This is a genomic window from Moorena producens 3L (genome assembly GCF_000211815.1).
GTDB classification, from domain to species: domain Bacteria; phylum Cyanobacteriota; class Cyanobacteriia; order Cyanobacteriales; family Coleofasciculaceae; genus Moorena; species Moorena producens.
In genome coordinates this window covers 18,757-45,215 of record NZ_GL890953.1, presented here as the reverse complement: position 1 = coordinate 45,215, position 26,459 = coordinate 18,757, and the positions used below count along the sequence as shown (strand labels likewise).

Here is a 26,459-nt window from a genome sequence, read left to right as displayed (position 1 = left end):
TTAAACCGTTAAGCTGCCACCTGACTACTCTGCAACTTCCAATAGCGGGCATATAGCAATCCTATCTGATTCGTGAAAGAAATAGGCTGCTTTAAGGCAGAAGGCAGAAGGCAGAAGGGACAGGAGTTGGAGCTAGTTTTTAATAAGTCTAGTGATTTTACAAATGATTTAGGATTGCTATAGCGCTCACCTTGATGCAGAAGCGACTTATGGGTACCCTGCTCCACAACCTCTCCCCGCTCTAGCACCAAAATTTGATCAGCCTCAGCAATGGTCGAAAGTCGGTGTGCCACAAAAATCACTGTTCGTTCTTTCTGGAACTGTTCCAATGCCTGCTGAATCAACTCTTTCTGCTGTTTGAACTTGGCAATTTAGGATGCCATAGTTTACGTTTTAAACTCACTTGCCATTCTCCAGTTAGCAGCCCTTTGGCTAGGTTCCTAGTGATTGCCTTAAGCGTCAGGAGCAAAAGCTGCTTATATAACTTCATTAGCTCTGGCATAGCCATAGTTGCGATTGAACTATTTGGAAAGACTGGATAGTTTCGCTGAATCCCAAATCCTAAGTAGTTGAAAAGGTCTGGACTAGGGTTATCGATAAACCCAGCATTGACCAGATTTTGCTCTCCATGGCCAAGATATTCATCTTTAATTTGCTCGACCTGGAACTGAAAAATATTTCGAACATGATGTCTGTCTTTAAACGGGCGTGCTCGATGAATACCATGCAAATCAAAGATGATGAGGTCGCCCTTCTTTATTTCAAAGGTTCTGATATCCTGCTGATAGTGCGTCTGAACCCAGCGATCGCTGATATAAATCTCATCGTCATACTTTGATGACCAAAGGTGGGAACCCTCAATATACTGAAACGGGCTTAAATTTGGCTCGGAAAGATATATAATAAATACCAGACCTTGCATCTGGTGCTTACCCAAAAACTGACTACCGTACAGCAGATTATTGTCTGTGTGCCAGGGCATATGAAACCCTCGACGGGTCTGACAGAACCTGTGATTTATCAGCTGATATCCTACTTTTAAATAGGCATTACAAACATCTAAAACCTGTTGAGACGTAATCAAATCGTAGGCTCGCTTCGACTTTGCCAGGCAATGGCTCAAAAACTTCTGATTTCCTGAACAAACCACACCTAGGTCATTTTTATTGATCAGAATCTCATCAAAGTCGATTTCTTCTAAGAGCCGGTCAGCCTCTATCTTATCTAATGCACTTTCTGCGAAGTAATAGCCCTTTTCCCTAATAGAGCTGACAATTTCAGCAGTGGAAGTAATATTGAGAGTGTTCCAAGACATAACAATACACCAGAAATGTTGAATCTATTTCACGTCTGTACCTACATTTAGATACCTGACTGGGTGATAAGCAACCTGGTGAACTTGGTAGGGTGTGGGAGAACGGGTGATTATAAAAATGATTATAAAAATACAGGAGCTGAGGCGTTGCTTAATAATGGAATGATTTTAATAGTTTTTAGGTGCGCTTTCCGTTAGCGAATTAAATTCTTAATGGGTCAAGGGCACCGGATATTTTCGGGCGGGCAGGATGCCCCTTACAAGGGTAGGTTTTTTACAAAGGGGCGAGTACGTACTTTTATTGTCTTGATGATTTTTAACGACAATAATGGTACATTTTCTTATACCCCACACCCCACACCTGAGGTGAAAGTTAAAAACCTACCCTGATGAGCGACTCCCGATTCCCGATTCCCGATTCCCGACCCAAATGTAAAAAACCTACCCCTGTGAGCCACTCCCCACTCCCTGATCAATTTTAGGGTCAAGAATGAAACAGCCCTGCCTCAAGCTACTGTTTTAAGCTGCCACCTGGCTACTCTGCAACTGCCAATAGCGTGCATAGCGCTCACCTTGATGCAAAAGCGAGTTATGGGTACCGTGCTCTACAAGCTGTCCCCGCTCTAGCACTAGAATTTGATCAGCCTCAGCAATGGTCGAAAGTCGGTGTGCCACCACAATCACTGTTCGTTCCTTCTGGAACTGTTCCAATGCCTGCTGAATCAACTTCTCTGATTCACTATCTAAGGCACTGGTGGCTTCATCCAAGATTAAAATCTCTGGCTGCTTAATTAATGCCCGTGCCAGAGCCAATCGTTGCCGCTGTCCACCGGAGAGTTTATAGCCCCGCTCACCCACCACCGTTTCGTACCGATCAGGCAACGCTAAAATAAACTTGTGGGCTTGGGCTGCTTTCGCTGCTTCCACCACCTCATCCAAGCTTGCTGAGGGACGACCGTAACGCAAATTTTCTAAAATACTGTCATTAAAAATAAACGTATCTTGACTGACCACCCCGATCTGTTGCCGCCAGTCTTCCAAGCAATAGTCTGCTAGAGGACGACCATTGACTAGAATATGTCCTGCCGTCGGTTGATACAGTCCGATGAACAAATCTATAATCGAAGACTTACCTGCCCCCGACTCCCCGACTAAGGCAGTTACTTGATGTCGGGGCAGAGTAAAGGTGAGATTGTTCAAGGCAAGGTTATCATCGTTAGTATAAGAAAGGCTTACAGACTTAAACTCAATATCTTCCCTTAGCCGTGTAAACGGCTCCGTGCCCGAGTGCTCAAATACCTTATCCCGCTGGTCTAAAATCGTCTCCAACCGTGCCATCCGGGCGCTGTTATCCACAAAAGCTGTAATTGTGTTTGAAGTTGCTCTCAAGCGCCCCGATAACCTTTGCAAGGCCAGCAAAAAGGTCAACAACAGGGGTAGGATTGTCGCCTTACCCCCTTCAAATAGTACTGCGGAAGCCGCCAAAATTCCCAGGGCTACCATGGGCAAAGTCTCTAAAATTGGCTCCGGCAGGTAAAAGACCAATGCCCGCTTTTTTAGTTGTTTCTCGATTTTACCTAATATCTGATTTGCCCCCGTTAGTGTCTGTGGCTGGGTACCAAAGGTATGCAACAACCTCAATGCCTGGATGCTCTGAGTAATATACTTAGCCGACTCCACCTGGCTTGCGGTCACCCGCTTTACCACTCGTCGTAATCGGGGAATCAGCTTGTACTGCACATAAGCCACCGCCAGGATCAGCACCGTTGCCGCCCCTGCCAAGATTGGGGATAGACCCACGATAATAACCAGGTACACCAAGGAGAATGACACACTCACCACCAGATTGTTGAATTGTGTGATATTTTGATCGACTGCGAAAGCCGCATCATTGGTAAAAAGTACTAGGTCACCGACCTTATAGCGGCTGACACAGCCATAGCTAAAGGTCATAATCCGTTCAAACACTTTGCCCGTCACATAGGGCTGTGCTTTGGCCGATAGGTAAGCTGTGGATACCTTATTGAGATAGTTACTCAGACTTAAGCCGATTTGCAGCACCACTGCCCCAAAGATTAATATTAAAAACATTTGCTCTGGTGGCAAAGGCAGAATCTTAGCAAGGATTTGAGCTATTGTGGGATTAGTTGGTGTATCTGTTCCAGGGTCATCAGTCCCGGTTAGATAACCCACGGCCAGATAAATAACACCTAGGGTGCTGCCCTCTAGGACAGCACTGACGAGATTAGTAATCAGGTTCATCCCAATCAGCCACCAGTTTCTCCGGGCTGTCTCCCCGACCAGAACATAGGCTGGCGATCGGAAATTAGGAATAAGTTTTTTGAGTTTTGTCACAATTACTATTAATTAGTCAGCAAATATATAGCGTTTTAAAATCAGATGTGAAACTAGAATTGATGGGAGCAGCGGATCTGGGAAAGAGAGGGGGCGTTGCTTAATAATGGAATGATTTTAAGAGTTTTGTGGAATGGGCATCTTGCCCGTTATCAAGATTTTCCGGGCGTGGAACGGGCATCAGGCGTGGCACAGGCATCAGGCGTGGAACGGGCATCAGGCGTGGAACGGGCATCAGGCGTGGCACAGGCATCAGGCGTGGAACGGGCATCAGGCGTGGAACGGGCATCTTGCCCGTTTCATTTCCCAGGCAGCAACCTAACACTGGCGACCGAGAAAATGAGGGCTCGCCCAAGGGTTGTGCGTTACGGGGCGGACTATCCCAACGCTGGCTACGAGGTGAAAAATAAGGGCAAGTCCGCCCCTAACGCACCCTACTGGCGTGGCACAGCTAAAATAGTGCAATAGAAATAGGATAACTGAGGCGGAAAGTATGGGAAGAGGAAAACGAGACAAGGTGATTCTGAGTCGAGAACAGAGAAAAAGGCTGGAAGTCATAAGCAACAATGGATACGCCCCAGCCAAAAAAATACTTCATGCTCAAATACTGTTGATGTCAGACGAAGGAGGGGAAGCAAAGCGGAAATGGACAGATAACGAAATTGCCTTAGCACTCAATCTCCATCGCAATACAGTGGGTCGAGTGCGAAAAAAATTCTTAGAAAAAGGAGTAGTGCCAGCTAAGGAGAGAAAACTCAGAAGGAAACCACCAGTAGAGCCGATTGTGGATGGAGAAACAGAAGCTCAAATTATTGCCCTTTGTTGCAGTGAGCCACCCCAAGGGAGAGGGAATTGGAGTTTGAGACTCTTAACTACAGAACTCAAGCGACGCACAATCGTCACGGAAATTTCTAGGGAAACAGTGAGACGAACCCTAAAAAAAACAAATTGCGTCCCTGGAAAACTCAGAGATTCTGTATTCCAGAACGAGATTTGCCAAGATTTGTAGCCGAAATGGAAGTAGTTCTAGACCACTATACCTGTCCTGAAAATCCAGAAATCCCCTTAATCTGCATGGATGAAGCCAGCAAGGAGTTACATGGTCACGCTAAGCGAACCGATTCCGATGCAGCCAGGAGTAAATGCCAAAGAAGACTATCACTACACCCGTGAAGGAGTCCAAGCCCTATTTAGGTTTTTTGACCCCAGCCGAGGTTGGCGACGAGTCAGTTGTCGCGACAACCGCACCAGCTCCGACTGGGCTATGGAAGTCAAGCAATTACTCGATATTGACTATCCTGATGATCACATTGTGCGCTTGCTGTGCGACAACCTCAATATCCATAACATCTCCTCTTTTTACAAGACTTTTCCCGCCTCTGAAGCCCACAGTTTGGCACGGCGACGGTCGTTGATTCACACGCCACGCAATGGTAGTTGGCAAAATGAACGCGGAAACTGAGCTATCAGTACTGTCTCAGCAATGTCTTGACCGTCGGATTGCCACGGTTGAGGAACTAAAGAATGAACTTGATGCATGGCAACAAGAGCGCAACAGTAGTTCAGCCAAGGTCGTTTGGCGATTTACTACCGAAGATGCACGAGTCAAACTTAAACACCTATATCCTGTATTTGAACTTGATGAAGACCTAGAATCTAATGCACCAAATTAGCTGTGCCACGCCACTACGCACTCTTTCCCCTCTAGCATGCATGCCTCTTGCCTTTTGCCTTTTGCCCCAAGAAGTGTGTTTACAACCCAGATACAAACACTATATATACTCAAACGGTTACGGCTGATTTAGCCAAACGAGCTTGCCAAGATTCCACAATTTGCTGAATTGTTTCTTCCAAGGACACGGAAATATCCCAACTGGGGTAATGCTCGCGCATCTTACTCAAATCGGAGTAATAGCAAATATGATCGCCAATTCGATTCTCTTGTAGATAGGTATAGTGCATCGCTTTACCACTATACTTCTCTGCCAGCTTAAACGCTTCTAGAATTGAACAGCTATTGCCTTTTCCGCCACCGATGTTATAAACTTCAGCAATTCGAGGTGCTTCGATAAAAGCGTGAATAAACCGCGACACATCCAGAGAGTGGATATTATCCCGTACTTGCTTACCCTTATAGCCAAAAATCTTGTATTCCCGACCTTCGAGATTACACTTGACCAGATAACTGAGGAAACCGTGGAGTTCCACACCGGAATGATTTGGTCCGGTCAGACAACCACCCCGTAAACAAGCTGTGGGCAGATTAAAGTAGCGACCATATTCCTGCACTATCACATCAGCAGCAACTTTCGATGCCCCAAACAAAGAGTGCTTTGATTGATCGATGCTAAAGCTTTCAGGAATGCCGTTGGTGTAAACCCGGTCCTCATAATCCCAACGGGTGTCTAGTTCCTTAAGCTTAATGGTATTGGGGCGATCGCCATACACTTTATTGGTAGACATGTGTACAAAGGGCGACTCTGGACAAGATTGCCTCGCAGCCTCTAGCAAGTTCAAAGTCCCCACTGCGTTGGTATCAAAGTCAGCGAAAGGAATTGCTGCGGCGCGGTCGTGGGAAGGCTGGGCTGCTGTATGTACAATCGCGTCTGGCTTGAGCTGCGCCATTAGGTCTAAAATACCTTTGCGATCGCGTATATCGAATTCATGATGAACAAAGTCTTGAATTGTCTCTTGCAACCGCTGCTGATTCCAGCGTGTATCCCCTTGGGAACCGAAGAAAACAGCCCGTTGATTATTATCAATACCGTGAATTTGCCAACCTTGCTGAGCAAAGTAACCACAAACTTCAGATCCAATCAATCCTGAGGAGCCTGTTACCAGTAATTTTTTCATAGAAAAGCTTAATTTTTTAGGTAAATAATTTAGATTGAAAATAGAGTGTTTATCATAGTAATGAGGTGCACAAATTTTTTTTCCCTATTCCCGACTCCCCACTCCCCACTCCCCACTCCCGACTCCCTAAAACCATAGACACAACATTTCCCCATTACTCCCTTTCCTGGCGTTGACATAAAAACCTTAGAAAAGTAGTATGGGGAGAGACTGAGATCAACAGGACCATCGAAGCCCACTCCTAAAGGTAAGTATCTAGATAGTAATAGCTAGATAATATTTAATTTGAGTTTAGTAGTTTAGTTAATTAAGGTGTAGGTAGCCCCGATTTAAATGTTGATAGTTTTTTATAAACCAATTCGGAAAATAAGCCCTTAGTTAGGTTCCACTTAGTTATTCTTACTAATCGATAGCTTTCAGGAAAATTATGTTAATTGGTAGAAAACGTTTAATCCTTAATTTACGTTTAGTGAATAATTATGGGCTGATCTAGCGTTTCTTATAGCTATGAGGTACACAGGATTTTTTACCTCTTGCCTCTTGCCTCTTGCCTCTTGCCTATTATCTGCTCCCTGCTCCCTGCCTTACTAAGGGGGGTTAGGGGGGATTCCTGCTCCCTTTGTCAAAGTGTTTATTTAGCATAACAAGTACGGAATACCCAAACTTTTGCCTAAATCTTGCTAGTATTATATGAGAAAGGAGTTGTTGATTACTATGGCTTAGCAATAAGGGAGACTCTAACAACATCAATCCCCGCAATAGCATCCCTAATTTTCCCCGGGAACTATAAACATCCTCCTCTGACAAAATATGTCGCCCCACTAGTTTTGCATAAACTCGCACCACCAAGTCCGACTTAATCTTCTGCCAAATGAATGGGGGTAGGGGAGTTGCTAACAAGTCATGAGTTAGACATAGTCCAAACAAAAGTAGTCGTTTTCCTCCCCAAGCAGTGGCACGGGCTAAAACCTTTTCCCAATCTAGATTAGGATAGGCGCGGATCACCTCAGCAATATCACAAACTTTCGATAATTCTTTTTGATGATGATGGGCATCTTTTGCTACCTGAACACACAACACCACTAGCAAGTCTTCCCATGCCAGATGCTCTACGGTCTGGTCCATCAGTTGGATCGGCTGTTTGTCCTGCCACAGGGCCTTAAAATCAAGGCGAAACGGAAAATAGGGTTGAGTCAGATTACGATGTACATCAAGGTTAACTAGAGTCCCCTCATGGACATAATTTTGCGACCAGGAAAAGCTGAAGCTACCCAAATGATACCCTAAAGTTCTCAAAACCTCTTTAATTGATTCAAAATCCTGTTCGCTAACTAGTAAATCTAAATCAACAAACTCCCGCAAAGCTAAATCACCATAGGCTGCTGCTGCTAAAGTAGGCCCTTTATAGGGAATAGCGGCAATACCGCGAGCTTCTAGTTGGGGTAATAGCTTAACCAGGGTTCTAGTAAGAGACAAATTATATAAGGTAATTGAGCGTACCTTAGCTTGCATATATTGCCATAAATCAGAGGGAATTTGAGTGCATTCTAGGTAACTAAGATTTCTAACTAATAAAGGCAGTACTTTCTGCTGCTGTGCCATCCCAACAATCCATAGCCAATCTAAATCCTGCTGGACTAATAGTTGGATCTGATCAACTAGGTCAGGGTCTAATTTAGTACGGGCACAGCACAATAACAGTTTAGCTTCTGGACGGACTAATTGAGGAGCAATACCCAAGCCTGATTTTAGCAATTTTTGTATTTATATTAAATTCAAATTTTTTCAATACCGGTCACTTTGTAGGGTGGGCAAAAACCGTTTGATTGTTTTGAGTATTAATGATTATATTACTTTGCCCACCCTACTTTAATTCGTCTTTGTAGGGTGGGCAAAAACCGTTTGATTGTTTTGAGTATTAATGATTATATTACTTTGCCCACCCTACTTTAATTCGTCTTTGTAGGGTGGGCAAAAACCGTTTGATTGTTTTGAGTATTAATGATTATATTACTTTGCCCACCCTACTTTAATTCTTTACTATTGCCTATTGCCTATTGCCTATTGCCTATTGCCTTAAAGGGATAAGCAATGTCGCTCACTCGTCCTGAGAACTGCTATAACTCAGGGAACTGGAGAAGTTTTTTAGCCTTCAATCGGAGTATTTGTGTAAAACTGAGATGCATGCCCTGGTCTGTTTCCCGTTCGCTACTATGCATTTGTGCTTGCCAAGACTCGGCATAAAGCCCTCCCTGAGTGACTAATTCATCGTGACTACCGGACTCGACAATTTTTCCGTCTCGCATCACGTAAATTAAGTCAGCCCGCATCGCCAAAGTAAAGCGATGGGTGATTACAATAGCAGTTTGTCCTTGGGCCAAGATACGAAAACGATTTAACCAGTCCATTTCTGCCCAAGGGTCCATGGCGCTGGTTGGTTCATCTAGGATAATAATCGGAGCTTGTCTAAAAAAAGCTCTTGCTAGTGCTAACCTTTGCCACTCACCACCACTAAGATCCACACCTCCTGGGAAAGATGTTCCTAGCAAGGAATTGTACTCTTGGGGAAGTCGTAAAATTCGCTCGTGAATCCCGGCGGCTTGGGCTGCTGTTTCAACCGCTGGTAAGTTTGCTGATTCTGCTAAATTACCAAAGGTGATATTCTCAGCAGGGGTAGCCACATGACGCAGGGGAAATTGAAACAGTACTGTAATTGCCTTGCGCAGATCTGCTACCGAAAAGTTTTTCAGGTCAACACCATCTAGCTCTACACTGCCGGATTCCGGGTCATAAAAGCGACACAGTAGTTTAGTCAAAGTGGTTTTACCGGCACCGTTATCCCCGACAATCGCCACAATTTTACCTGCGGGAATTGTCAAGTTGAAATTTTCTAGCACCAGGTGTTGACTACCGGGATACTTAAAACTTACCTGTCGAAAGCGAATTCCCTGCTGCAAGGATGAGGGAATAGTTTTAGGCTGAGGCGGATCAACAACCTTAGGCTCTAGATTAAGAAATGCGAAAAGATTGCTAACAAATAGGCTGTTTTTATATATTTCTCCTATATTACCTAGCAAGGATTTCATTAATTCTTGTCCTCGGTTAAAAGCTTGATAAAATAGGGCAACATCTCCCATGGTAATTAATCCTAGGAGCATTTGCTGTCCAATCCAAACTATAGCTCCACTTAACACCAGTAAGGTAATTAAGTTAGCACCAAAGCGTCCTAAACTTCGCTGTTTAATCAGTTGCAGATGTTCTAGGCGCAATCGTTGACGCAAGGTTTGATAAGCAGTGCGAAAATGGGTTCCCAGTCCAAACACACGCACTTCCGCCGCCGCCGCACTATGGGTAAGCACAATCTCATAATACTCCAGCCAACGCCGGTCTAGGGTGGTTTTCTGCCACCATTGATGATGGTGGCGATTGAGACGTAGCACAACGTAAAAACCCGGTAGAGTACCAATTACTATGGCTATCGGTAGCAAGATACCATAGGGTAAAAGAATGGCAATTACCGAAATCAAGGTGATGCTGCTTTGTAGTAAAATCCCCAGGTTTTCCATTAAAGCCAAAGAACGACCTCCAGCCCCACTCCTAGCTCGATTTAGGTAGTCGTGGTATTCTGAGGACTCGTAGCAGGCTAAATCAATGGCTAAGGACTGCTGATGTACTAAATCACTGATGTAATCTTGAACTATTTCTGCTTGGGCGGTGCGCACCCACTCGCTAATCCCTTTGAGGATTTCAGTGAGTAATAATACTCCCCCGAATAAAGCAATAGGTAACATTACCAAGCGAATAGTCTCCGGTTGTAATCCAGCCCCTACAACTGCGACTAGTCTATCCACTAGCGATCGCGTTAAATACAATGTCGCAACAGGTAAACATCCTTGTAATACCAATAAAATCAGCCAAGCAATTGTCCAATGGTGAGCAGATTGCCAAATTAGACTCAGGGTTTTTGGTAAATAGGAAGCTAGTTGAACAGTACTACGTAAATTTGAAATCAAAACTGATTAATTTTTAATTTTTAATTTTTAATTTTGAAAGACTGTTGATCAAGTAAATCTGCTGACAGCGATTAGTGATTGACTATTGGTGGGTTACGGCGGACAGCTATCTTAAAAGGTGAGTTTTATACTATTCGCCGCCTAACCCACCCTACGACTAATTACTGACGGCTGACCGCTGACGGCACCTCAAGCAGCGTGCGCGTAGCGCATATGCTTACAGATGGTTTTCTACCAATGCCAAACTCTTTGGTAATTCCTCTAAACCAGGACGACGCACGAGATAGAAAAACGTAACTTCCTTAAACAAAGCCGCGCACTGCTGCACATGGGCTTTAACAATTTCAGGAGCATTTAAGATTTGGGTTTCCCTGGTGTGACGCACCAAAGCAGCAAACGCCATTTGAGGGTTTACCGGTTTGATACTATGCTCAGAACCATAGGCCAAAATATAAATACGTTTTAAAGGTAAGGGTGTGCTTTGGAAACCCTCCTCAAACCTATAGCGAAGCTTATCAGCACCCACAAAAATAGGAGACAATTGTTCCGGCTTATGTCCTAAAGCATCTACCGTTGGTTGCCACAGTTTGAATTGAGGATAGGCTGGTAACACCATCGGCTGTTGAGCGGTGGTATTCACTGCCATTACATCATCGGTTAAAACCGGATAGTTTTGGCAATGGAAAGCATCTGCCAGGGTTGATTTACCTGCACCAGAGTTTCCCATGAAAGCAATCCCTTTACCATTGATATTCACACAACTAGCATGAAGTACCAATAATCCCCTTTGTCGCAGTACTGCTGCCATAGCAGACCCTACAATTGTCGGGCGTACTACTGAGGGGTCTTGGTCTGTTAAGGGATACACTGTAATTTCTCGACCCTGACAAATCAAGAATTTGCCCACTCCCTCTATGTAGCCAAGGACGCGCTCTTTCTCGTTAATAGTTTCGTGAGATAAGTCTTTTATATCGCCAAAACGGATCATAAGATCTGGCTGTCCTTGGGATGGTAATAATTCCGGTAACCTAATCTCAGAATGGATGCATAAACCAAAGGCACTATAACTGTACATTATTATTTATTGTTTTAATTAACTAATTATGAATCTGAGGTATAGTCATTTTTTTTACCTACTTCCTAGTATGGTGGGCAAACGTTGGCCCACCATAATCAATAAGACAGAGAATTTATTCTCTGTCTTAAACTGTGTTATATCTATGAGCATTAAAGATTGATTGACTTCAATTACTTTGGGTGCATCTCAGTTTTGCCAAAATATCAAAATCATGATATTATTGGAAGTCAACTATTTTTAATAATTACTAAAATTTATGAACTTGAGTCCGGAATAAAAGCAAGAGCTAAAAGAACATTTAAAAGCTGTCGCTCAACTTTTAGATCGCCACACACCCCCAGGAAATAAGCAAAGATTTGAGGATATAGAAACAACCTTAAGAGACTATATCCAAGAAGAAGTTTCCCCCATGAGCGACTGCATCAAGACAGGAGAAAAGTTACTCTGGTCAGGAAAAGTGGCAGAGACTTTAGAGTTATTTAGCGGTGCGACCCCGCGCTTTCTCAAAGCGCTAGGGAACGCGCACCGTGGGGCTTAAAAAAGAAAGTAGCACAAAATTTTTGCAACTATAGAGAAACTCATAAAAATCGAATAATTAACTATGAATACTATCAGATATAGCGAATTATTTCACTAGGTTCAGGAGCAATTGAATCGGGCATTAAGCAAATAGGAATGCGATTTCAAATATCAGGATCACAATGGAATATTAAAAATGTTAATAAGATTCTTTTTTTACGCTGTGCTTACTTAAATGGAATGCTTTATCAATGATGTTTTTACAAAGATGATATGCACCCATTACTTTTTCCTTGTCATCTTAGAGATGACAAGGAAAAAGTTGATCAAACTCTACAAATGAATAATTAATTCAGGTGAGTTAGGGTTGTGTGAAGTCACTGGAACCAGTACTGTTGGTAGTAATAGTTCCCGATGTTAAGATGATAAAGTCTTGATCAGCTGTGACACCTTGAGATAGAGTGATCTCTTCCACGTTACCGTGAATAATGAGATCGGGTTGAGTGTAAGTTTTAGTCATTGACTAATCTCCTGTAGATAATAGAACATTTGGATTTGGTAAATACAACCTGACCCTGTGACCCGTAAATCACTCTCAAACTGTCTTCTGATTTTTAGACAGTTTATTGAGTGCTAGGGTCAAGCTTGCACCCAGCCAAATAGTCATTTTTTCCTGAGACGTTAGATTCTTAGCTGAGATTAATTTTTGATAGGTCTTTTGCACAGTGTTGGTGTTTACATAGTTATTAATGGACTCAAGGGGTGTTCCCATAATCCCTTCCAGTTGGGCGCGATTAAATTCCAGTAAACCATGAACAAAATTGTCACTGAGATCCCCTTTTCCTCCTCTCCACTGTATCACCTCTGGAAGGCTTCCCCTCAAAGCACGGCGCATAACCATTCTACTCCATCCCTGACGCAATTTTTGCTCGGAAGGAAGTGCTAAACAAAACTCAATTAACCGCTTATCCATAAAGGGATGACGGGCTTCTATACCAGCAGCAGCAGCGCAGCGATCAATTTGTTCCAATACTAAGGTGAATACTCCCGCATTTAAAGCCTGGAATTGGTTTTTCCTAACGGTTAATGGGGTATATGGTGGGGTAGACCAATGTTTTAATCGTTCTTGTAAACCAATGCGTTCAGCAAACTCTTGGTTAATTAAAGGTGTCGATTTATTACCAGAAACCTGGAAAGGTTGATATCGCCTTACCCACTTTTTGATCAAATCTGGCACTATTGGTCGCAAACCATGCTGAACTAATAGTTGTTTGCGAGACAGCCCGATGTGGCGATGAATTTGCTGGATGGCTTCGATAAATTCTAACCAACCAAACTGTTTAGCCAATTTACGTAGAGTAGGAATGCCGTGAATTTCTACTAAAGTACTAGCTGAAGTACCAAAGTTATGGGCCAATGTTTTGGTTTCCTGGGCAAAAACTGCCCATTTTCCTTGAGAGGCTAATTCGGTGAGTCGATAAATGCCGTGGGAAACTATATTATCACCATCATGTCCATCTAAAAGAATACGAACCCCTTGTTTTTTAGCAATTTGAGTCAATCGCCACGGAAAATAATAATTGGGGCCAGGAAACGCCTCATCCTCATACTCAAAAATCTGATCAATGTCTGAGAGAGGTCCTATTTGGTCGCCAGCAATAAAATGGGGTATAAACTCCCCTTGATTTAATACTGCCTCAATAAAGGATCGTTCATCGCATTGTTTGAGGGTATCAAAAACACAGGAAAAGGTATGTAATGGCGGCTTTTTTGTCTCAGCTAATAAATCCCGTGCGACACAAGTAATCGACGAGGAATCTAAACCACCACTTAACTGAGAACCAATGGGAAAAGCACTACGTAAACGACAGCGCACCGCCTCGGTAAAGATTTCCCGAAAGGCATCTGCATAGGCTTGATCGGATTCTAAATGCAGTTCTTTGCTTGGATCTAATGACCAATAAGACCAAGTTCGCAGTTCAGTTTGATTAATAATCAAACTATGGGCTGGAGGTAAGCGGAAAACATTTTCATAAGTAGTAATAACCTTGTCCTCTAGCATTAACATAATAAAGTCAGCAATCCGGACTTCGTTAATGCGTTGAGGAATCTGAGGTAGGCAAAATAAAGCCTTCATCTCAGAAGCAAACAAAAAAGCTTTCTCTGCTTGATAATAATAGTAAAAAGGCTTAACACCAAGATGATCTCTGGCACAAAAAAGCTGTTGCTGAGACTGATCCCAAATGGCAAAAGCAAAATCCCCCAACAGGTATTGGGGACAGTCCTTTCCCCATCGGTGGTAGGCGGCTAAAATTAAATCGCTGTCGGTAATTTTTTCCGGCTCTTGCTCTGCTAATTCCAAGGTAGTAATTAGCTCATCCCGATTATCAATGCGAGCATCAGCGGTTAAAATACAATTACGCTCAGAATCCACTAGGGGTTGGACTTCTAGCAAAGACTCCGGTGTTGTCCACAACATCCGATGACCAAATCCCACCTCCCCCTCACACCAAACATTAGCTGCGTCAGTTCCCCGATGGGCTAAGGTATCTAACATCTGGCTGAGATCGGTTTGCTTTACTGCACAACCATCAAGATCAAAAATTCCAACAATACCACTCATGGTTAATGCTTTCCTAAGGATGGTAGGGTTTTGAAACGAGTTAAATCCGGCAATTGACCAATGACAACTAAGCCCTGATTTTCCACCCAAGCGTGAGCTTCTAGCTGTCCTGATTCTCCCTTAGCAACCCCAATACGTAATTGAGGAACATAGCCATACTGAACCATTAAGGTATAGGTTGTTAAAGCCCTTGCTAAACACTTGACTTTCCCTGGCATATAACGGCTAGTTATGTTTACAGCCCACAGGATGTGATTAAGTTTAACCAGATTGGCTGTGTGAGTAAAACGATAGTGACTTATCTGTTCTAAGCGCTGGTGTAAGGTTTGAAAGGATAAAAACTTCAACCCTACCCGAACTAACAGTAACATGATAAATGTTTTTACCAAGAGCAGATAAAGTCTAGGGCTAAGGTTGAGCAATTTCCACAGATGCTTCATCAATGACCTCGATTAGTCCTTTAGTGTGCATTTTTTCCAGCAGAGAGACGATATCTGGGTCACAAACTTCAGGAGTAACCCCGTATTCTTCTACAATTGCAGCACTAATATCAGCGAATTTTTGGGGCTTTTGGATTAATTGCCAAATCCTCGCACCAACTTCAGTTAACCCGTAATAAACACCAGATTTATAATCAAGAATGACTACTTCTTCAGCCGTTAAATCACAAGCAAATTGATCTTTAGCTGCTACTACGAGGCAAGAATGGGAATTTTCACCACTAAAAGTTATCATATCTAGTTATTCGTAAATACAATTAAATTGCACCAAAATCTTTAACCCCATAAAAACCAATCCGTTTAGACTGGCGACGGGTAAACTCTCCCACTGAAGAGTTGCCATTCGGATCTATCACCCCTGTTACCTGCTGCCATAACTCAGCCGGAGCCAAGGATACCTTATAAATGCGATCGCCACTCTTGCACACGTGATACCACTTGCTTTCCTGGCACTGACTACACCAAAAAGCCTCTAGCCACTCTCCTTCGATAGCTACCGTGGTTTTACTGGCTATCAGCATCAAGGCATATTTTTGTGGAACACCACGCTCCTGAAGTTGTCCTGCTCGATCGGCAAACAACCGATACTTTTGACTAACGCTATCAAGGTAGCAACCATGAATGGGACATAAAATAGCTCTTCGTTTAGAACGCTTCCGGTTGCGTTGACATCGTTTGGTTTGAGGTGTTGATGGTGGCATTAGGGAATTTAGAATGCGCGAATTTAGAATGCGCGAATTTAGAATGAAGAATTGAGAATGAAGAATTGAGAATGAAAAATTTAGAATGCGCGAATTTAGAATCGGGAGGCAAGTGTAGAACAGGCATCTTGCCTGTTGCCCAACCCTAGAACCGGCATCTTGCCTGTTTCATTTCCGGGCAGCCAGGATGGCCACCCCACTCCTATTCATTCCGCCCCTCAGCAATGCCCTTATAGCTGATACGCGACACGCTGATAGCTTACATTCAACTCACAAAATTTTCTGAATACGGCCTCTTGCCACTATTCGCGCATTCTAAATTCGCGCATTCTAAATTCCCGATTCTCTACTCCCTACTCCCTTCTTCTCCAAGAAGTCCCACAAATTCTCGCAAAGCCACACTAGAACCAAACTGCCATCCCTTATTAATGTATTGGGGAATTGTTTCTTTCACCGGGAAATTTGGAAAAATTTCGCTGGTTTGAACCTCTAAATAGCGGCCACTTTCAAATCGATAGATGTGAATTGTGTCCGCTTTGTAAATCCAAACTTCTGGAACAGCTAGAGGAATGTAGTCGTTAATATCAGTAATTGAAGTCAGGTCAATTTCTAGGGCGAGATCCGGTGGTGGATCTTGGCTCAGGTCTAGTCTTCGCTTTCCTAAAATTGCTTGGTAATTTTGGATGTAGAAACAAGCATCTGGCTCCACTCCAGGCATTCCCCCTTGCCTGAGGGTAATGGGATCAAAGCTCTGCCAATCTTTTCCTTCATAGCGTAGCAGTGCTTTAACTAAGTCAGCCAGTATATCAGCTTGGTTACCGTGTTCAGGAAGAGGAGCCATGAGCAAAATCTGATTATCTCGAAATCGCATGCGAATACTAGCCCGGTCACCAAGCTTTACCAACAGCTGCTCATAGTCTTCCCAAGTTCCTGGGAACCGCAATTGAGTTCCAGGAGCTAGATCAATAGTGGTTGGGGTGATGGTGGGCAACATATCGCAAAGGGAACAGGGAATTTAGAATTTAGAATGCGCGAATTTAGAATCGGGAATCGGGAATCGGGAATCGGGAATCGGAACCCACCCCTAACCCCTCCCAGGAGGGGAACGGTAATCGGGAGCAGGTGGAAGAAGAGTGGCAAGTGTAGAATAGGCATCTTGCCTGTTTCATTTTATTTAAAAGCTAATAGCTGATAGCTGATAGCACCTCAAGTAGCACCTCAAGTAGCGCATTAGCTGATAGCTTACCCTAAAACTCTTCCCCCTACTCCCTATTCCCTGTTCCCTGTTCCCAGATCCGCTGTTCCCTACTCCCTACATTACAAATCATCAGGATTGACCCCAAGGCTACGCAATCGTTCTGCCAATCGTTCAGCCCGTTGGTGTTCCTGTTCAGCCCGTTCTGCTGAAGTTGGAATCCAATTACCAGCTTCATCATACCAACGCAGCCACAACCCTTCTGTTTCTTGATATTTCCCCTGCCAAACTCCTAACCCTAATTCCAGCCTTGGAAACCAAAATTTCGGTTCAGAAAGTTCTACCGCCTGATACTGTATGGGCATTAATTGAAACACCTGCAACTGGTTGTCATAACGGTCAAAAACTACATAGTAAGGAATCCGCATATACTGCTCATAAGCTTGCCATTTAGTAGGTGGCTTGTTCGCAGACCTTAGGGTTTGTCCTAAATCTTCGGCTTCCGTACCTGGTGATAGGAGTTCCACCACCAAAAATGGCGCTATTCCTTCCTGCCAAACCACATAACTCCAGCGCAGGTCTTGTTGTTGTTGAGCGGGAGTCACACCCAATACCAGAAACCAATCCGGTCGCTTGTGCCATAACGAATGACGGCTATCGTAATATAAATTCAGGTCTGTACCAATGAACATTTCCTCCCTGGGATAGTTGGGAGGTTGGCAGGTTTCTCGCAATAGTTGGGGTTGGAAGTCATGAAACTCGTCAGGCAAACCAGGCTCCTCTGGGTCTTCACTAGGTAGATCATACATAGTGGGCATAGTTTCCCTGGGAGGACGGGGTGGGTCAGTGTGGTACATGATCCTCTGTTGAACCTGATAGTTTGAGCATAGCATCTTGAGCTTTAGGGAATAGGGAGCAGGGAGTCGGGAATTTAGAATTTAGAATGCGCGAATTTAGAATCGGGAATTTAGTGCGTAGGGTGCGTTAGGGCGGGCTTGCCCTGATTTTAAACCTCGTAGCCAGCGTTGGGATAGTCCGCCCCGTAACGCACCACCAAGTAGAATTTAGAATCGGGAATTGGGAGCAGGGGGGACAAGAGTGGCAAGTGTAGAACAGGCATCTTGCCTGTTGCCTCAACTGTAGAACAGGCATCTTGCCTGTTGCCTCAACTGTAGAACAGGCATCTTGCCTGTTGCCTCAACTGTAGAACAGGCATCTTGCCTGTTTCATTTCCGGGCAGACAGGATGCCCACCCCACTCCTATTCATTCCGCCCCTCAGCAATGCCCTGATAGCTGATAGCTAATAGCTGATAACTCACCCTAAAACTCTTCTCCCTCGGTGCGCTTACAGTCGTCGAATTAAATTCGCCACGGGTCGCACCGCTCCCGACTCCCTCGGTGCGCTTACAGTCGTCGAATTAAATTCGCCACGGGTCGCACCGCTCCCGACTCCCTGCTCCCTAAAATAATAGACACACAATCTCCCCCTTAATCACTTTCCTGCTGTTGACATCACAACTAATGAAAAGTGGTGTGGGGAGAGACTGAGATCAACAGGACCATCGAAGCCCACTCCTAAAACTTAAGGATCTAGATAGTAATAACTAGCTAGTATTTAATTTTAGTTCGTAGGGTGGGTTAGGCTGGGCAAGGATTTTGAGAGATTACCAATCAGTTTTTATCCGCGCCGTAACCCACCTTCTTTAAATTTCGCGCCTGACTACGGACGCTTTTTAATTAGCGCGGGTTGCCAATTTTATTTTTTAGATGATTTCCTAAACAAACCAGTCAAACAAACTAGTAAACTAAACTATTAGTAGTTAGGCACCAATTAGTTATTCTTATTAACTGAGATCTGTCAGGATAATTGAGCAAATTGGTGAGATAATTTGTGGGATAATTTTGTTTAATCCTAAACATACTTTTATTAAACCATATAATCCCCATCCTACCCTTTATCTAGATATTAATAACTAGATAATAATATAGTTGTTAATTGGCTTTTATGAAATTAGTTAATGTAAGCATTCAGCTATCAGCTATCAGCTATCAGCTATCAGTTATCAGCTTATGGGCTATGGACAGGCTACTTGAGGTGCTTATGGGCATAGGGTAAGCAAAGGGAACAGCTTTTGAATAAGCGATGCAGAGGTGCGACCCGTGGCGAATTTAATTCGCCTACGGAAAACGCACCATTACGGTCTTGGGGGTTTCCCCCATGAGCGACTGCATCAAGACAACAGGTAAGCATTAGTTTAATCTGAGTTATGGAAAGCTGTTCGCGCAGCGTGAGCTTTTAGCTCACGGCTGACCGCTGACGGCTGAATGCTTACTAGTTAATTAATAACTTATATAGCACTACGCATTCAGATGTTTAACATTCCTAAACTCCGAAACTTAGTCATAGCTTACTTCTGACTTCTGACTTCTTACTTCTGACTTGCGCCTAGCGCTATAGCGAGCACCGATTGAAATAGATTATTTACTAAAGCCAGTCAAAAAAAATAGTCAAACAAACGCTTATGAGTTAGGCGTTAGGCACCAATTATTTATTCTTAGTAACTGAGATATTTCAGGACAATTGAGTAAATTGGTGGAATAATTTGTGGGTAAGCATTCAGCAGTCAGCAGTCAGCAGTCAGCAGTCAGCCATTCGCTACGCGAACAGTAGTGTGGCCATAAGCCATAAGCCTTTAGCTGATAGCTGATAGCTGATAGCTGATCGCTGATCGCTGATAGCTGATCGCTGATAGCTGATCGCTGATAGCTGACATTTGTGGGATAATTTTGTTTAATCCTTAATTTAATTTTATGGGACAATGTTTCCAGGAATTAATACTATCAAAAAACGGCGCATAAGTCAAGGTCATAAGGCAAAAGGCAATAGGCAATAGGCAATAGGCAAGCTAGTGCTGTAGGGAGCGGTTAGCGATAGCGTAACCCCACAAAAGCCTCACGCTTTGTTGGGTTTCGTTGCCTCAACCCAACCTACGCCATGATCTAAAGTCAGTCAACCAGGGGAAATTGCTTATCCTTTTGCCTCTTGCCTTTTGCCTCTTGCCTTTTGCCTCTTGCCTACTCCCTCGGTGCGCTTACAGTCGTCGAATTAAATTCGCCACGGGTCGCACCGCTCCCGACTCCCGACTCCCGACTCCCGACTCCCTACTCCCGACTCAAGGCTTCACAAAGAACCTGATCATACTGTTTAGCAATCACTTCAGGAGTAAAATTCTCTAGTAAATACTCACGACCAGCCTGACCTAGGGAGTTTACTAACTCCTGATTAGCGGCCAGAGAGCGGATATAGTCAGCCAGACCTTGGCTGTCTCCATTCACGAAGCTGGCACCGCACTTAGCCTTGGCAATCAGCTCAGTTAAGTACGCTTGAGGAGAGCAAATTACCGCCACGGGAACCCCAGCAGCTAACGCAGAGTAGAGTTTGCTAGGAGCCACTAAGGTTTCCATACCAGGAATCACACTTACTAAGGAGAGATCGCAAGCGGTTAATGAGTAAGGCAGCATGTCTTTGTCTTGGTAGGGCAAAAACAGAAAGTTAGTTAAACCTAAGCGCTTCACGTCCTCGATTAAGGCTTCTCGCTTCGCACCACTACCAATACAGACAAACTGAATCGGTTCGTCTTTCAGTAATTTAGCAGTCTCAAGAATCGTGTCGATATCATGGCAGCGCCCCATATTACCAGAGTAAAGCACCGTGAATTTATTAACTAAGTTGTGCTTCTGGGCAAACCAGTTATCTGGCTTGGGGAGTGGCACAATCACATCTGGGTTAGCCCAACTGTGAATCACTGCCACCTTGTTAGCCAATTTAGGACAGGTATCTATGACTCGTTGCTTCATGGCTGAACTAAGGACAATAATTGCCTCGGCTTTACGCCAAACCCGACGATTGAGACCTCTCCAAAATCGAGCCAAGGGATGATCGTGACCAATGACTCCTAACTCCACAGCAATGTCTGGATAAAAATCGTAAATTAGGCAAACATAGCGCATACCAAAAATCCTACGAGCCAGGTAGGCAACCACAGGGAAAAACGGTGGCGCAGTCGTTAATAACACCAAATTACGACGACGACAGTTTTTAACTAAGTGCAAGAAAGCTCGCACAGCGAAAATTAAGCCATTAACAGCTTTGCCACGAATCCGCTGAGGCCACAGTTGAGCTGAACGCGATCGCTTAATTTGTACTTTTCCCAATTTTTCATACATTGGTGCAGTGGCAGTCTCAAAAGCATAGCCTGGTTGCCCAGTAAACACCTTAATATCCATCCCTTGTTTGCCCAATTGCATCACCAACTCTTGAATTAGCTGGCCAGTCGCAGCATAGTCAGGAGGGAAAAACTGAGTTAGTACAGACAGCCGCAGAGACTGGTCACTAACTGTATTTGTTGGTAACCAGTCTTTAATTGGGTTTGATGTTTTTAGTTGTTTAAGTAAAATCATAGCTCCACTGATAGTCTTTTCAATTGGTTGAAGTACTTTTGTTTTAGGGAGCAGGGAACAGGGAGTAGGGAGTAGGGAGTAGGGAATCGGGAATCGGAAATCGGGAATCGGGAGTAGGGAGTAGGGAGTAGGGAGTAGGGAGTAGGGAATCGGGAATCGGGAAGAGGAGGCACGCGGAGATAGCGCGCGGAGTATGGGGAGATGGCCATCTGGCCATCTCCCCAGCCACATTTAAAATTCAGATGTAATTAAGATCTGTAGCGTTTCTCGTACTAATCAGGTACAAAGAATTTTTTCTCTGCTCCCTGCTCCCTGCTCCCTGCTCCCTGCTCCCGACTCCCGACTCCCTACTCCCTGCTCCCCACTCCCTGCTCCATGGAAGAGCCATGAACAGACTGCCATGCTCTCCAAATCACCAATCCCAGTAAAATCGTTGTACTACCGACAATTACCGGACTGCGAGGAAACTGAACAGAGACTAGGGCTAAACTGCCAGCCCATAACGTGAGGGCGTAAATCAGTAACACCGTTAGTCGATGAGACAAACCTGCCTTTAACAAACGATGATGGAGATGGCGTTGATCAGCCTGGAAAGGTGAACTGCCGTGACATAATCTCAGGGTAATCACAGCAGACATGTCTAAAAGGGGTACTGCCAAGACCAGAAAGGGTAAGAGGACTGTGGTAGCTACGGCACTCTTGACCAATCCAATCACACTCAGGCTAGCGATAGTGAAACCGATGAAGTAGGAGCCACCATCTCCCATAAAAATTTGGGCTGGATTGAAGTTGTAGTACAAAAATCCTAATAAACTCCCTACTAATGCCGCACTAATTAGTGCGGCCTCGGTTTCGCCCATGAACAAACTGAGGAGCAAAATCATCACCCCAGCAATACCAGCCACTCCTGAAGCCAAGCCATCCAGTCCATCAATCCAGTTAATCCCGTTGACAACCCCTGTCAGCCAGAGGACGGTAAGAGGTAAGCTGAGCCATCCTAAGTGTACAATTCCCACTCCTGGAAGGCTGACAACGCTAATCCCCAGCCCCATTTGCCAAGCGACACTAGCAACGACCGCTTGGAGTAACAAGCGCGTTAACGGCGATAAATTCACCAAGTCGTCTGTGACGCCAATCAAGAAAAAGCAGAAACTGCCGAGAAGAACTGCCCAAACCTCTGAAGAAACGTCAGGGGGAAAATCAGCCAACCCTCCTAGACTCCAGACTAAAAACAGAGCAAGTAAGGTGCCAGCACAAATAGAAATTCCCCCTAAACGCACCATCGGTTGTCGATGCACTTTACGCTCGGCTGGTAAGTCAGTGTACTGATACTTGATGGCAGCCGCTTTAACTAAAGGAATAGTCTTGAAAACAATTAAAGCGGCAATAATGAAGGCAACTACATAATATCCAAAGGAAACCATGGTGCAATAGCGTAAGAATTATCAGATCTCAGAACCAGGATTTATAGCACTACGCATTCAGATGTTTGACATTCCTAAACTCCGAAACTTAGTCATATCTGATTTCTGACTTCTGACTTCTAACTTCTGACTTGCGCGTAGCGCTATACCTAAGGGGCTTGTACTTCTGAAGCATCTAATTCTTGTATAAGCTGATTTCCTTGCTCTAATAAACTTGGCCACTCTGCACAATTAGAAGCCACACAAGAATCTAGCTGCTGCACAAGCTGTTGAGCAGCCTCGACCTGCTTTGCGTTATCCACCAATGTTGCCGTATTGCCTGATACATTGGTACCTGTGATGTCTGAAACATTAGGACCAGTAATATCTGAAATATTCAGACCAGTAATATCTGACAAGTTATTCGCCAGCCCAGGCAAAACTGGAGTGAATCCCACCGCCAAAGCAGTGATTGCCAAAATACTGGTAGTTTGATTTTTAATTGAGGAAATGAGTTTCATGATTTACCTCTGTGAATTTACCTCGTGAATTTACCTCGGTGTAACGTGTTAGCTTGCCTTAAAGGCAGTTGAGTCTAAACCAGAATCTCATAAAATGAGATCCACCAGAGAGAGAACATCGCCAATTGAGCCACCAACACCCAAAACAAAACGGGCTCCGTCACCTTGACCAGCAATATCTCTTACGGCTGGAGTAATTACAAGAGGGATACCTTTAAAAGGGACTATTGATGCCCCTATTGCTAAATCTTGTCCCGTCCACTCTGTAATTAAACTTACCGACGGGAGCACTCCCACACCCAAACTACCAAAGAAACCAATACTGTTTTCCCCATTAGTTATTTGTTCTACACTGCGAAACCGACCTGTACCAGCTCCTACAGTGATTACTACACGACTAAAAGGGTCATTAATGTTACGTCTGAGGTTAAACACCTTGGTAACTGCCCCGTAGTAGGTATTCTCGAAATCATTAAATTCAGTCGGACTACCTTCTGGTAATCGTCCCACGTTAATAATTCCTTCTCCTCCTAAAGCAACAGCCCATCCCGGAGCAAATTGAGCATGCAACTTGGCATTCACACCGCCACTACCAAGGGGTCGGCTACCACCAAAACTAGCGATCGTATAGGACAACTGTAATCCCACTGAGTCCCTCGCGTCGCCAAGACCGAAGCCAAATCCTAATGTTCCATCCCTACCACCTCCAATCAAACCACCGCTATTATTGCTAAAGCGCGTGCGAGATTGAAAGCCAAAGCCAACAAAGCCTCTGTAGTTATCAGCTCCAAATCCGGAGGGATTGGAAATGTTAAACCCTGGAGAAATTGAAGAAGTCTTACGGAAATTAGGCGCTAATTTGTAAGAATCTAGTTGCTTTTGTAACTTGCGGATTTGCTCTTGAGTTGATGGAGGAATTGGGGAAGAGTTTGGGGATTCAGAGGAGTCACTAGATTGAGAAACTAGTGTTCTCGATACTAGTTGATCAGGTGTATAGGCTGGAGTAACGTCAGCACCACTGGTTCTAGAGTGCCAAGTCAAAGATGAACTAGATCCTAACCATTGACTGGAAAAACGGCTTCTTGTTGACGTTAATCTTGCTTGAGTTGTACCGGTTTCAGTTGTTACCTTGGGAACCGAGTTAACTTGATTACCAGCAACTATTCCAGCTCCCAAGACTGGAGTTGCTAAGTTAGAGATGGCACCGAGATGGTTAATTCGTTGTGGACTGGCTTTAATCTCAGGGTCAGTAGTACGGAGGGCCACGGGAGTTGCTCCCAGCATTACATTTACCGATGGACCCTTAACAGTAGGAACAGAGGTTCCTAAATCCTTGTAGTTAGATTGTGAATTAGCAGTTGCTGGAGCTTGACCCCCTAGAAACCAGGGAGTTAACACAGCAAAACTGTAAGTTGCAAGCTTGGAAATGTGCATCATGCCTTAAGCTGACTCTGAATTTGAGTGTCAGTCCGTAACGTTTGAATAGTCTAAGTGTGGTGTAGCGCACTCCCAGAAAAACGATGCAGTAATTCAGAAGTGTTGAACATTAATAAAACTTAACAAATATCTAGGCAAAAATAGGTTATTATTTACTAATATTTACCTATTGAATAATTTTAAATTATGAGTGATTCCATTAAAAAAATCATCAAATATATCCTCAAAGATTTACCTAAAAATGATGATCCAGTCCTAAATACTAAATTATTCGTAAGTTGTTGGGTTGGTTATTGTTTGGATCAAAGCTTAAGCAGTATGAGGGATTTATTTCAACGATTAAATTATACGGGAATTAATCTTCATATTTATACTTTTTCCAAAGCTAGCAAACAAAGAAGTATTGAACCATGTCTTGAGGCAGTCGCTCATGGTTTGAAGTTACCGTAAGACAGTTGAGCCTTAATCAATGGAGGCGCGCTTTCCTATGGCGAATTAAATTACGGGGTCGCGCCTCAAGTTTTAACCCTTTTTTGCATAACCTACCAACCATAAAGGCTCAACTGTCTTAGGTTTCGTCTCCGGGGAAACCCCCAAGACCGCGCTGCCTCGCTTTTAATAATTTTTGAAAAGTTACTTCAAAAAAAACAATTTAATAAATCTCAATTTAATCCCTCCAATAAAAATAGCGCAACGCTACCAAATTTGTCCGATTGATTCAACAATAATAACTCTAACCAGCAAATTACTTTTTAAAATTGGTTATAGCCAAGTTAAACTAATTAGTGGATTAAATTTATCAACAGGAGTTCCCGAAGATACTTTAATAAATTTTGGCTCAAATCATGACTATAACTATGGACAAGAAATGATAGATGCATTGCCCAAAAATGCTATAGCCGTAATGGATAGAGGCTTTGCTTCTCTAAATTTTATCAAACAAAATAGCCTAATGAATAATTATTTTGTGCTAAGATTACCTAATAATTATAAACTACAGTTTTTGGAAAAATCTGAGTTTATGAAGGTCGGCACTGGTCAAAAATCAGGAATTTACAGAGTTATTAATTTTTGTGATCTAGAAAATAGATCTGAATATAAGACCTCTCCAAAAACTTGAAAGTATCTCAGTAACTGCTTTTCAGCCCTCAAATTGACCAAGTCAATTAAACCGTTGAATTAACGCTATAATAGGCTTTACGAAGCTATTGATATTAATTTATCACCAAAACTATGAGCAGATATAACCTCAATTGTTTCAGCACTTTCAGAGGCTTTTGTTACTTGTAATACTAAGGCTCCTGTTCCTGGGGGGGCGACATGAGAGCTAAAAAGTAGACTGTATAAGCTTCATAGCTCTCATACCTCGTAAATAATTATCGAGCTTATGACGACTTAAACGCATCAAATTTTCAACTAATTCCCAACATTTATCCATAAAATTAATCCACTTTTGGCCATAATTACCAATATAAAAACTGGAC

24 protein-coding genes and 3 pseudogenes are annotated in these 26,459 nt (G+C 43.6%); 6 read left to right on the top strand and 21 right to left on the bottom strand.

Annotation, left to right across the window (positions count from 1 at the left end):
• Positions 1-8 precede the first annotated feature (8 nt).
• The 3 genes from LYNGBM3L_RS23850 to LYNGBM3L_RS23840 all read right to left on the bottom strand — a co-directional run bounded on the left by LYNGBM3L_RS23850 (position 9) and on the right by LYNGBM3L_RS23840 (position 3,670).
• On the bottom strand, positions 9-344 hold the full coding sequence (locus LYNGBM3L_RS23850) for a hypothetical protein (protein ID WP_009149826.1): 336 nt from the start codon (positions 342-344) through the stop codon (positions 9-11).
• Positions 341-1,315 (bottom strand): phytanoyl-CoA dioxygenase family protein, encoded by a 975-nt coding sequence (locus tag LYNGBM3L_RS23845; RefSeq protein WP_009149825.1) that lies wholly within the window; start codon positions 1,313-1,315, stop codon positions 341-343. The genes LYNGBM3L_RS23850 and LYNGBM3L_RS23845 overlap by 4 nt, the downstream gene beginning before the upstream one ends.
• Before the next feature lie 519 nt (positions 1,316-1,834).
• Positions 1,835-3,670: an ABC transporter ATP-binding protein gene (locus LYNGBM3L_RS23840; protein WP_009149824.1), complete on the bottom strand. Its 1,836-nt coding sequence runs from the start codon at positions 3,668-3,670 to the stop codon at positions 1,835-1,837.
• Between the two features lie 96 nt (positions 3,671-3,766).
• Here LYNGBM3L_RS23840 and LYNGBM3L_RS23835 point away from each other — a divergent pair, with 96 nt between their 5' ends.
• A complete protein-coding gene (locus LYNGBM3L_RS23835; RefSeq protein ID WP_161603182.1) occupies positions 3,767-4,138 on the top strand; it encodes a hypothetical protein in 372 nt (123 codons plus the stop codon).
• Between the two features lie 25 nt (positions 4,139-4,163).
• A pseudogene (locus LYNGBM3L_RS38830) lies at positions 4,164-5,343 on the top strand (IS630 family transposase).
• A 109-nt stretch (positions 5,344-5,452) separates the two neighbouring features.
• Here the strand turns inward: LYNGBM3L_RS38830 and LYNGBM3L_RS23820 are convergent.
• The 4 genes from LYNGBM3L_RS23820 to LYNGBM3L_RS23805 form a co-directional block, all read right to left on the bottom strand.
• Complete coding sequence (locus LYNGBM3L_RS23820) at positions 5,453-6,523, bottom strand: NAD-dependent epimerase/dehydratase family protein (protein ID WP_009149822.1); 1,071 nt, start codon at positions 6,521-6,523, stop codon at positions 5,453-5,455.
• A gap of 597 nt (positions 6,524-7,120) precedes the next feature.
• The gene (locus tag LYNGBM3L_RS23815; RefSeq protein WP_009149821.1) at positions 7,121-8,278 is read right to left on the bottom strand and encodes a nucleotidyltransferase domain-containing protein; all 1,158 of its coding nucleotides are present in this window, start codon (positions 8,276-8,278) and stop codon (positions 7,121-7,123) included.
• 362 nt (positions 8,279-8,640) lie between these two features.
• Positions 8,641-10,536 (bottom strand): ABC transporter ATP-binding protein, encoded by a 1,896-nt coding sequence (locus LYNGBM3L_RS23810; RefSeq protein WP_009149820.1) that lies wholly within the window; start codon positions 10,534-10,536, stop codon positions 8,641-8,643.
• Between the two features lie 217 nt (positions 10,537-10,753).
• Positions 10,754-11,611 (bottom strand): hypothetical protein, encoded by an 858-nt coding sequence (locus LYNGBM3L_RS23805; protein ID WP_009149819.1) that lies wholly within the window; start codon positions 11,609-11,611, stop codon positions 10,754-10,756.
• A 424-nt stretch (positions 11,612-12,035) separates the two neighbouring features.
• Here LYNGBM3L_RS23805 and LYNGBM3L_RS50570 point away from each other — a divergent pair.
• Positions 12,036-12,388 (top strand): annotated as a pseudogene (locus tag LYNGBM3L_RS50570) (hypothetical protein); the annotation flags it as partial.
• A gap of 106 nt (positions 12,389-12,494) precedes the next feature.
• Here LYNGBM3L_RS50570 and LYNGBM3L_RS41640 read toward each other — a convergent pair.
• The 9 genes from LYNGBM3L_RS41640 to LYNGBM3L_RS38820 all read right to left on the bottom strand — a co-directional run bounded on the left by LYNGBM3L_RS41640 (position 12,495) and on the right by LYNGBM3L_RS38820 (position 19,973).
• Positions 12,495-12,653 (bottom strand): lasso peptide, encoded by a 159-nt coding sequence (locus tag LYNGBM3L_RS41640; protein WP_009149818.1) that lies wholly within the window; start codon positions 12,651-12,653, stop codon positions 12,495-12,497.
• A 75-nt stretch (positions 12,654-12,728) separates the two neighbouring features.
• On the bottom strand, positions 12,729-14,756 hold the full coding sequence (locus LYNGBM3L_RS23800; protein ID WP_009149817.1) for a lasso peptide isopeptide bond-forming cyclase: 2,028 nt from the start codon (positions 14,754-14,756) through the stop codon (positions 12,729-12,731).
• 2 nt (positions 14,757-14,758) lie between these two features.
• A complete protein-coding gene (locus LYNGBM3L_RS23795) occupies positions 14,759-15,196 on the bottom strand; it encodes a lasso peptide biosynthesis B2 protein (protein WP_044494525.1) in 438 nt (145 codons plus the stop codon).
• Complete coding sequence (locus LYNGBM3L_RS23790) at positions 15,165-15,491, bottom strand: PqqD family protein (protein WP_009149815.1); 327 nt, start codon at positions 15,489-15,491, stop codon at positions 15,165-15,167. The genes LYNGBM3L_RS23795 and LYNGBM3L_RS23790 overlap by 32 nt, the downstream gene beginning before the upstream one ends.
• 22 nt (positions 15,492-15,513) lie before the next feature.
• A complete protein-coding gene (locus LYNGBM3L_RS23785; protein ID WP_009149814.1) occupies positions 15,514-15,957 on the bottom strand; it encodes a hypothetical protein in 444 nt (147 codons plus the stop codon).
• A gap of 346 nt (positions 15,958-16,303) precedes the next feature.
• Positions 16,304-16,951, bottom strand: a complete 648-nt coding sequence (locus tag LYNGBM3L_RS23780; protein WP_009149813.1) for a Uma2 family endonuclease — start codon at positions 16,949-16,951, stop codon at positions 16,304-16,306.
• Between the two features lie 43 nt (positions 16,952-16,994).
• The gene (locus LYNGBM3L_RS48920) at positions 16,995-17,126 is read right to left on the bottom strand and encodes a hypothetical protein (RefSeq protein ID WP_267872083.1); all 132 of its coding nucleotides are present in this window, start codon (positions 17,124-17,126) and stop codon (positions 16,995-16,997) included.
• Positions 17,127-17,274: 148 nt separating this feature from the next.
• A complete protein-coding gene (locus LYNGBM3L_RS23775) occupies positions 17,275-18,009 on the bottom strand; it encodes a Uma2 family endonuclease (protein WP_165691866.1) in 735 nt (244 codons plus the stop codon).
• Between the two features lie 1,775 nt (positions 18,010-19,784).
• A complete protein-coding gene (locus tag LYNGBM3L_RS38820; protein WP_009149811.1) occupies positions 19,785-19,973 on the bottom strand; it encodes a hypothetical protein in 189 nt (62 codons plus the stop codon).
• A gap of 223 nt (positions 19,974-20,196) precedes the next feature.
• Between LYNGBM3L_RS38820 and LYNGBM3L_RS44205 the strand changes: the two genes are divergently transcribed.
• On the top strand, positions 20,197-20,349 hold the full coding sequence (locus tag LYNGBM3L_RS44205; protein WP_154659899.1) for a hypothetical protein: 153 nt from the start codon (positions 20,197-20,199) through the stop codon (positions 20,347-20,349).
• Here LYNGBM3L_RS44205 and LYNGBM3L_RS23765 read toward each other — a convergent pair.
• The 5 genes from LYNGBM3L_RS23765 to LYNGBM3L_RS34230 form a co-directional block, all read right to left on the bottom strand.
• Positions 20,316-21,614, bottom strand: coding sequence for a glycosyltransferase family 4 protein (locus LYNGBM3L_RS23765; protein WP_131827258.1), 1,299 nt, complete (start codon positions 21,612-21,614; stop codon positions 20,316-20,318). The two genes, LYNGBM3L_RS44205 and LYNGBM3L_RS23765, sit on opposite strands and share 34 nt — an antisense overlap.
• Complete coding sequence (locus LYNGBM3L_RS45205) at positions 21,611-21,823, bottom strand: hypothetical protein (protein ID WP_131827259.1); 213 nt, start codon at positions 21,821-21,823, stop codon at positions 21,611-21,613. Before LYNGBM3L_RS45205 ends, LYNGBM3L_RS23765 begins: the two co-directional genes overlap by 4 nt.
• Positions 21,824-21,961: 138 nt before the next feature.
• On the bottom strand, positions 21,962-23,038 hold the full coding sequence (locus LYNGBM3L_RS23760; RefSeq protein WP_009149809.1) for a glycosyltransferase family 4 protein: 1,077 nt from the start codon (positions 23,036-23,038) through the stop codon (positions 21,962-21,964).
• Between the two features lie 149 nt (positions 23,039-23,187).
• A complete protein-coding gene (locus LYNGBM3L_RS23755; protein ID WP_009149808.1) occupies positions 23,188-23,538 on the bottom strand; it encodes a hypothetical protein in 351 nt (116 codons plus the stop codon).
• A gap of 87 nt (positions 23,539-23,625) precedes the next feature.
• The gene (locus tag LYNGBM3L_RS34230) at positions 23,626-24,975 is read right to left on the bottom strand and encodes a hypothetical protein (RefSeq protein WP_143764229.1); all 1,350 of its coding nucleotides are present in this window, start codon (positions 24,973-24,975) and stop codon (positions 23,626-23,628) included.
• A gap of 186 nt (positions 24,976-25,161) precedes the next feature.
• On the opposite strand from LYNGBM3L_RS34230, the gene LYNGBM3L_RS23745 reads away from it, so the two are divergent.
• On the top strand, positions 25,162-25,425 hold the full coding sequence (locus LYNGBM3L_RS23745) for a hypothetical protein (protein ID WP_009149806.1): 264 nt from the start codon (positions 25,162-25,164) through the stop codon (positions 25,423-25,425).
• A gap of 104 nt (positions 25,426-25,529) precedes the next feature.
• Positions 25,530-26,077 (top strand): annotated as a pseudogene (locus LYNGBM3L_RS23740) (transposase); the annotation flags it as partial.
• Positions 26,078-26,459: the final 382 nt, after the last annotated feature.

What these genes read in the sequence shown, in the direction of transcription:
- LYNGBM3L_RS23795 (WP_044494525.1), bottom strand. Translation starts at nt 15,196, where the DNA reads ATGAAGCATCTGTGGAAATTGCTCAACCTTAGCCCTAGACTTTATCTG.
- LYNGBM3L_RS41640 (WP_009149818.1), bottom strand. Translation starts at nt 12,653, where the DNA reads ATGACTAAAACTTACACTCAACCCGATCTCATTATTCACGGTAACGTG.
- LYNGBM3L_RS23800 (WP_009149817.1), bottom strand. Translation starts at nt 14,756, where the DNA reads ATGAGTGGTATTGTTGGAATTTTTGATCTTGATGGTTGTGCAGTAAAG.
- LYNGBM3L_RS48920 (WP_267872083.1), bottom strand. Translation starts at nt 17,126, where the DNA reads ATGAAACAGGCAAGATGCCTATTCTACACTTGCCACTCTTCTTCCACC.
- LYNGBM3L_RS23765 (WP_131827258.1), bottom strand. Translation starts at nt 21,614, where the DNA reads ATGATTTTACTTAAACAACTAAAAACATCAAACCCAATTAAAGACTGG.
- LYNGBM3L_RS34230 (WP_143764229.1), bottom strand. Translation starts at nt 24,975, where the DNA reads ATGATGCACATTTCCAAGCTTGCAACTTACAGTTTTGCTGTGTTAACT.
- LYNGBM3L_RS23790 (WP_009149815.1), bottom strand. Translation starts at nt 15,491, where the DNA reads ATGATAACTTTTAGTGGTGAAAATTCCCATTCTTGCCTCGTAGTAGCA.
- LYNGBM3L_RS23845 (WP_009149825.1), bottom strand. Translation starts at nt 1,315, where the DNA reads ATGTCTTGGAACACTCTCAATATTACTTCCACTGCTGAAATTGTCAGC.
- LYNGBM3L_RS23780 (WP_009149813.1), bottom strand. Translation starts at nt 16,951, where the DNA reads ATGTTGCCCACCATCACCCCAACCACTATTGATCTAGCTCCTGGAACT.
- LYNGBM3L_RS23775 (WP_165691866.1), bottom strand. Translation starts at nt 18,009, where the DNA reads ATGTACCACACTGACCCACCCCGTCCTCCCAGGGAAACTATGCCCACT.
- LYNGBM3L_RS45205 (WP_131827259.1), bottom strand. Translation starts at nt 21,823, where the DNA reads ATGGCCATCTCCCCATACTCCGCGCGCTATCTCCGCGTGCCTCCTCTT.
- LYNGBM3L_RS23785 (WP_009149814.1), bottom strand. Translation starts at nt 15,957, where the DNA reads ATGCCACCATCAACACCTCAAACCAAACGATGTCAACGCAACCGGAAG.
- LYNGBM3L_RS23745 (WP_009149806.1), top strand. Translation starts at nt 25,162, where the DNA reads ATGAGTGATTCCATTAAAAAAATCATCAAATATATCCTCAAAGATTTA.
- LYNGBM3L_RS23820 (WP_009149822.1), bottom strand. Translation starts at nt 6,523, where the DNA reads ATGAAAAAATTACTGGTAACAGGCTCCTCAGGATTGATTGGATCTGAA.
- LYNGBM3L_RS23805 (WP_009149819.1), bottom strand. Translation starts at nt 11,611, where the DNA reads ATGTACAGTTATAGTGCCTTTGGTTTATGCATCCATTCTGAGATTAGG.
- LYNGBM3L_RS23755 (WP_009149808.1), bottom strand. Translation starts at nt 23,538, where the DNA reads ATGAAACTCATTTCCTCAATTAAAAATCAAACTACCAGTATTTTGGCA.
- LYNGBM3L_RS23760 (WP_009149809.1), bottom strand. Translation starts at nt 23,038, where the DNA reads ATGGTTTCCTTTGGATATTATGTAGTTGCCTTCATTATTGCCGCTTTA.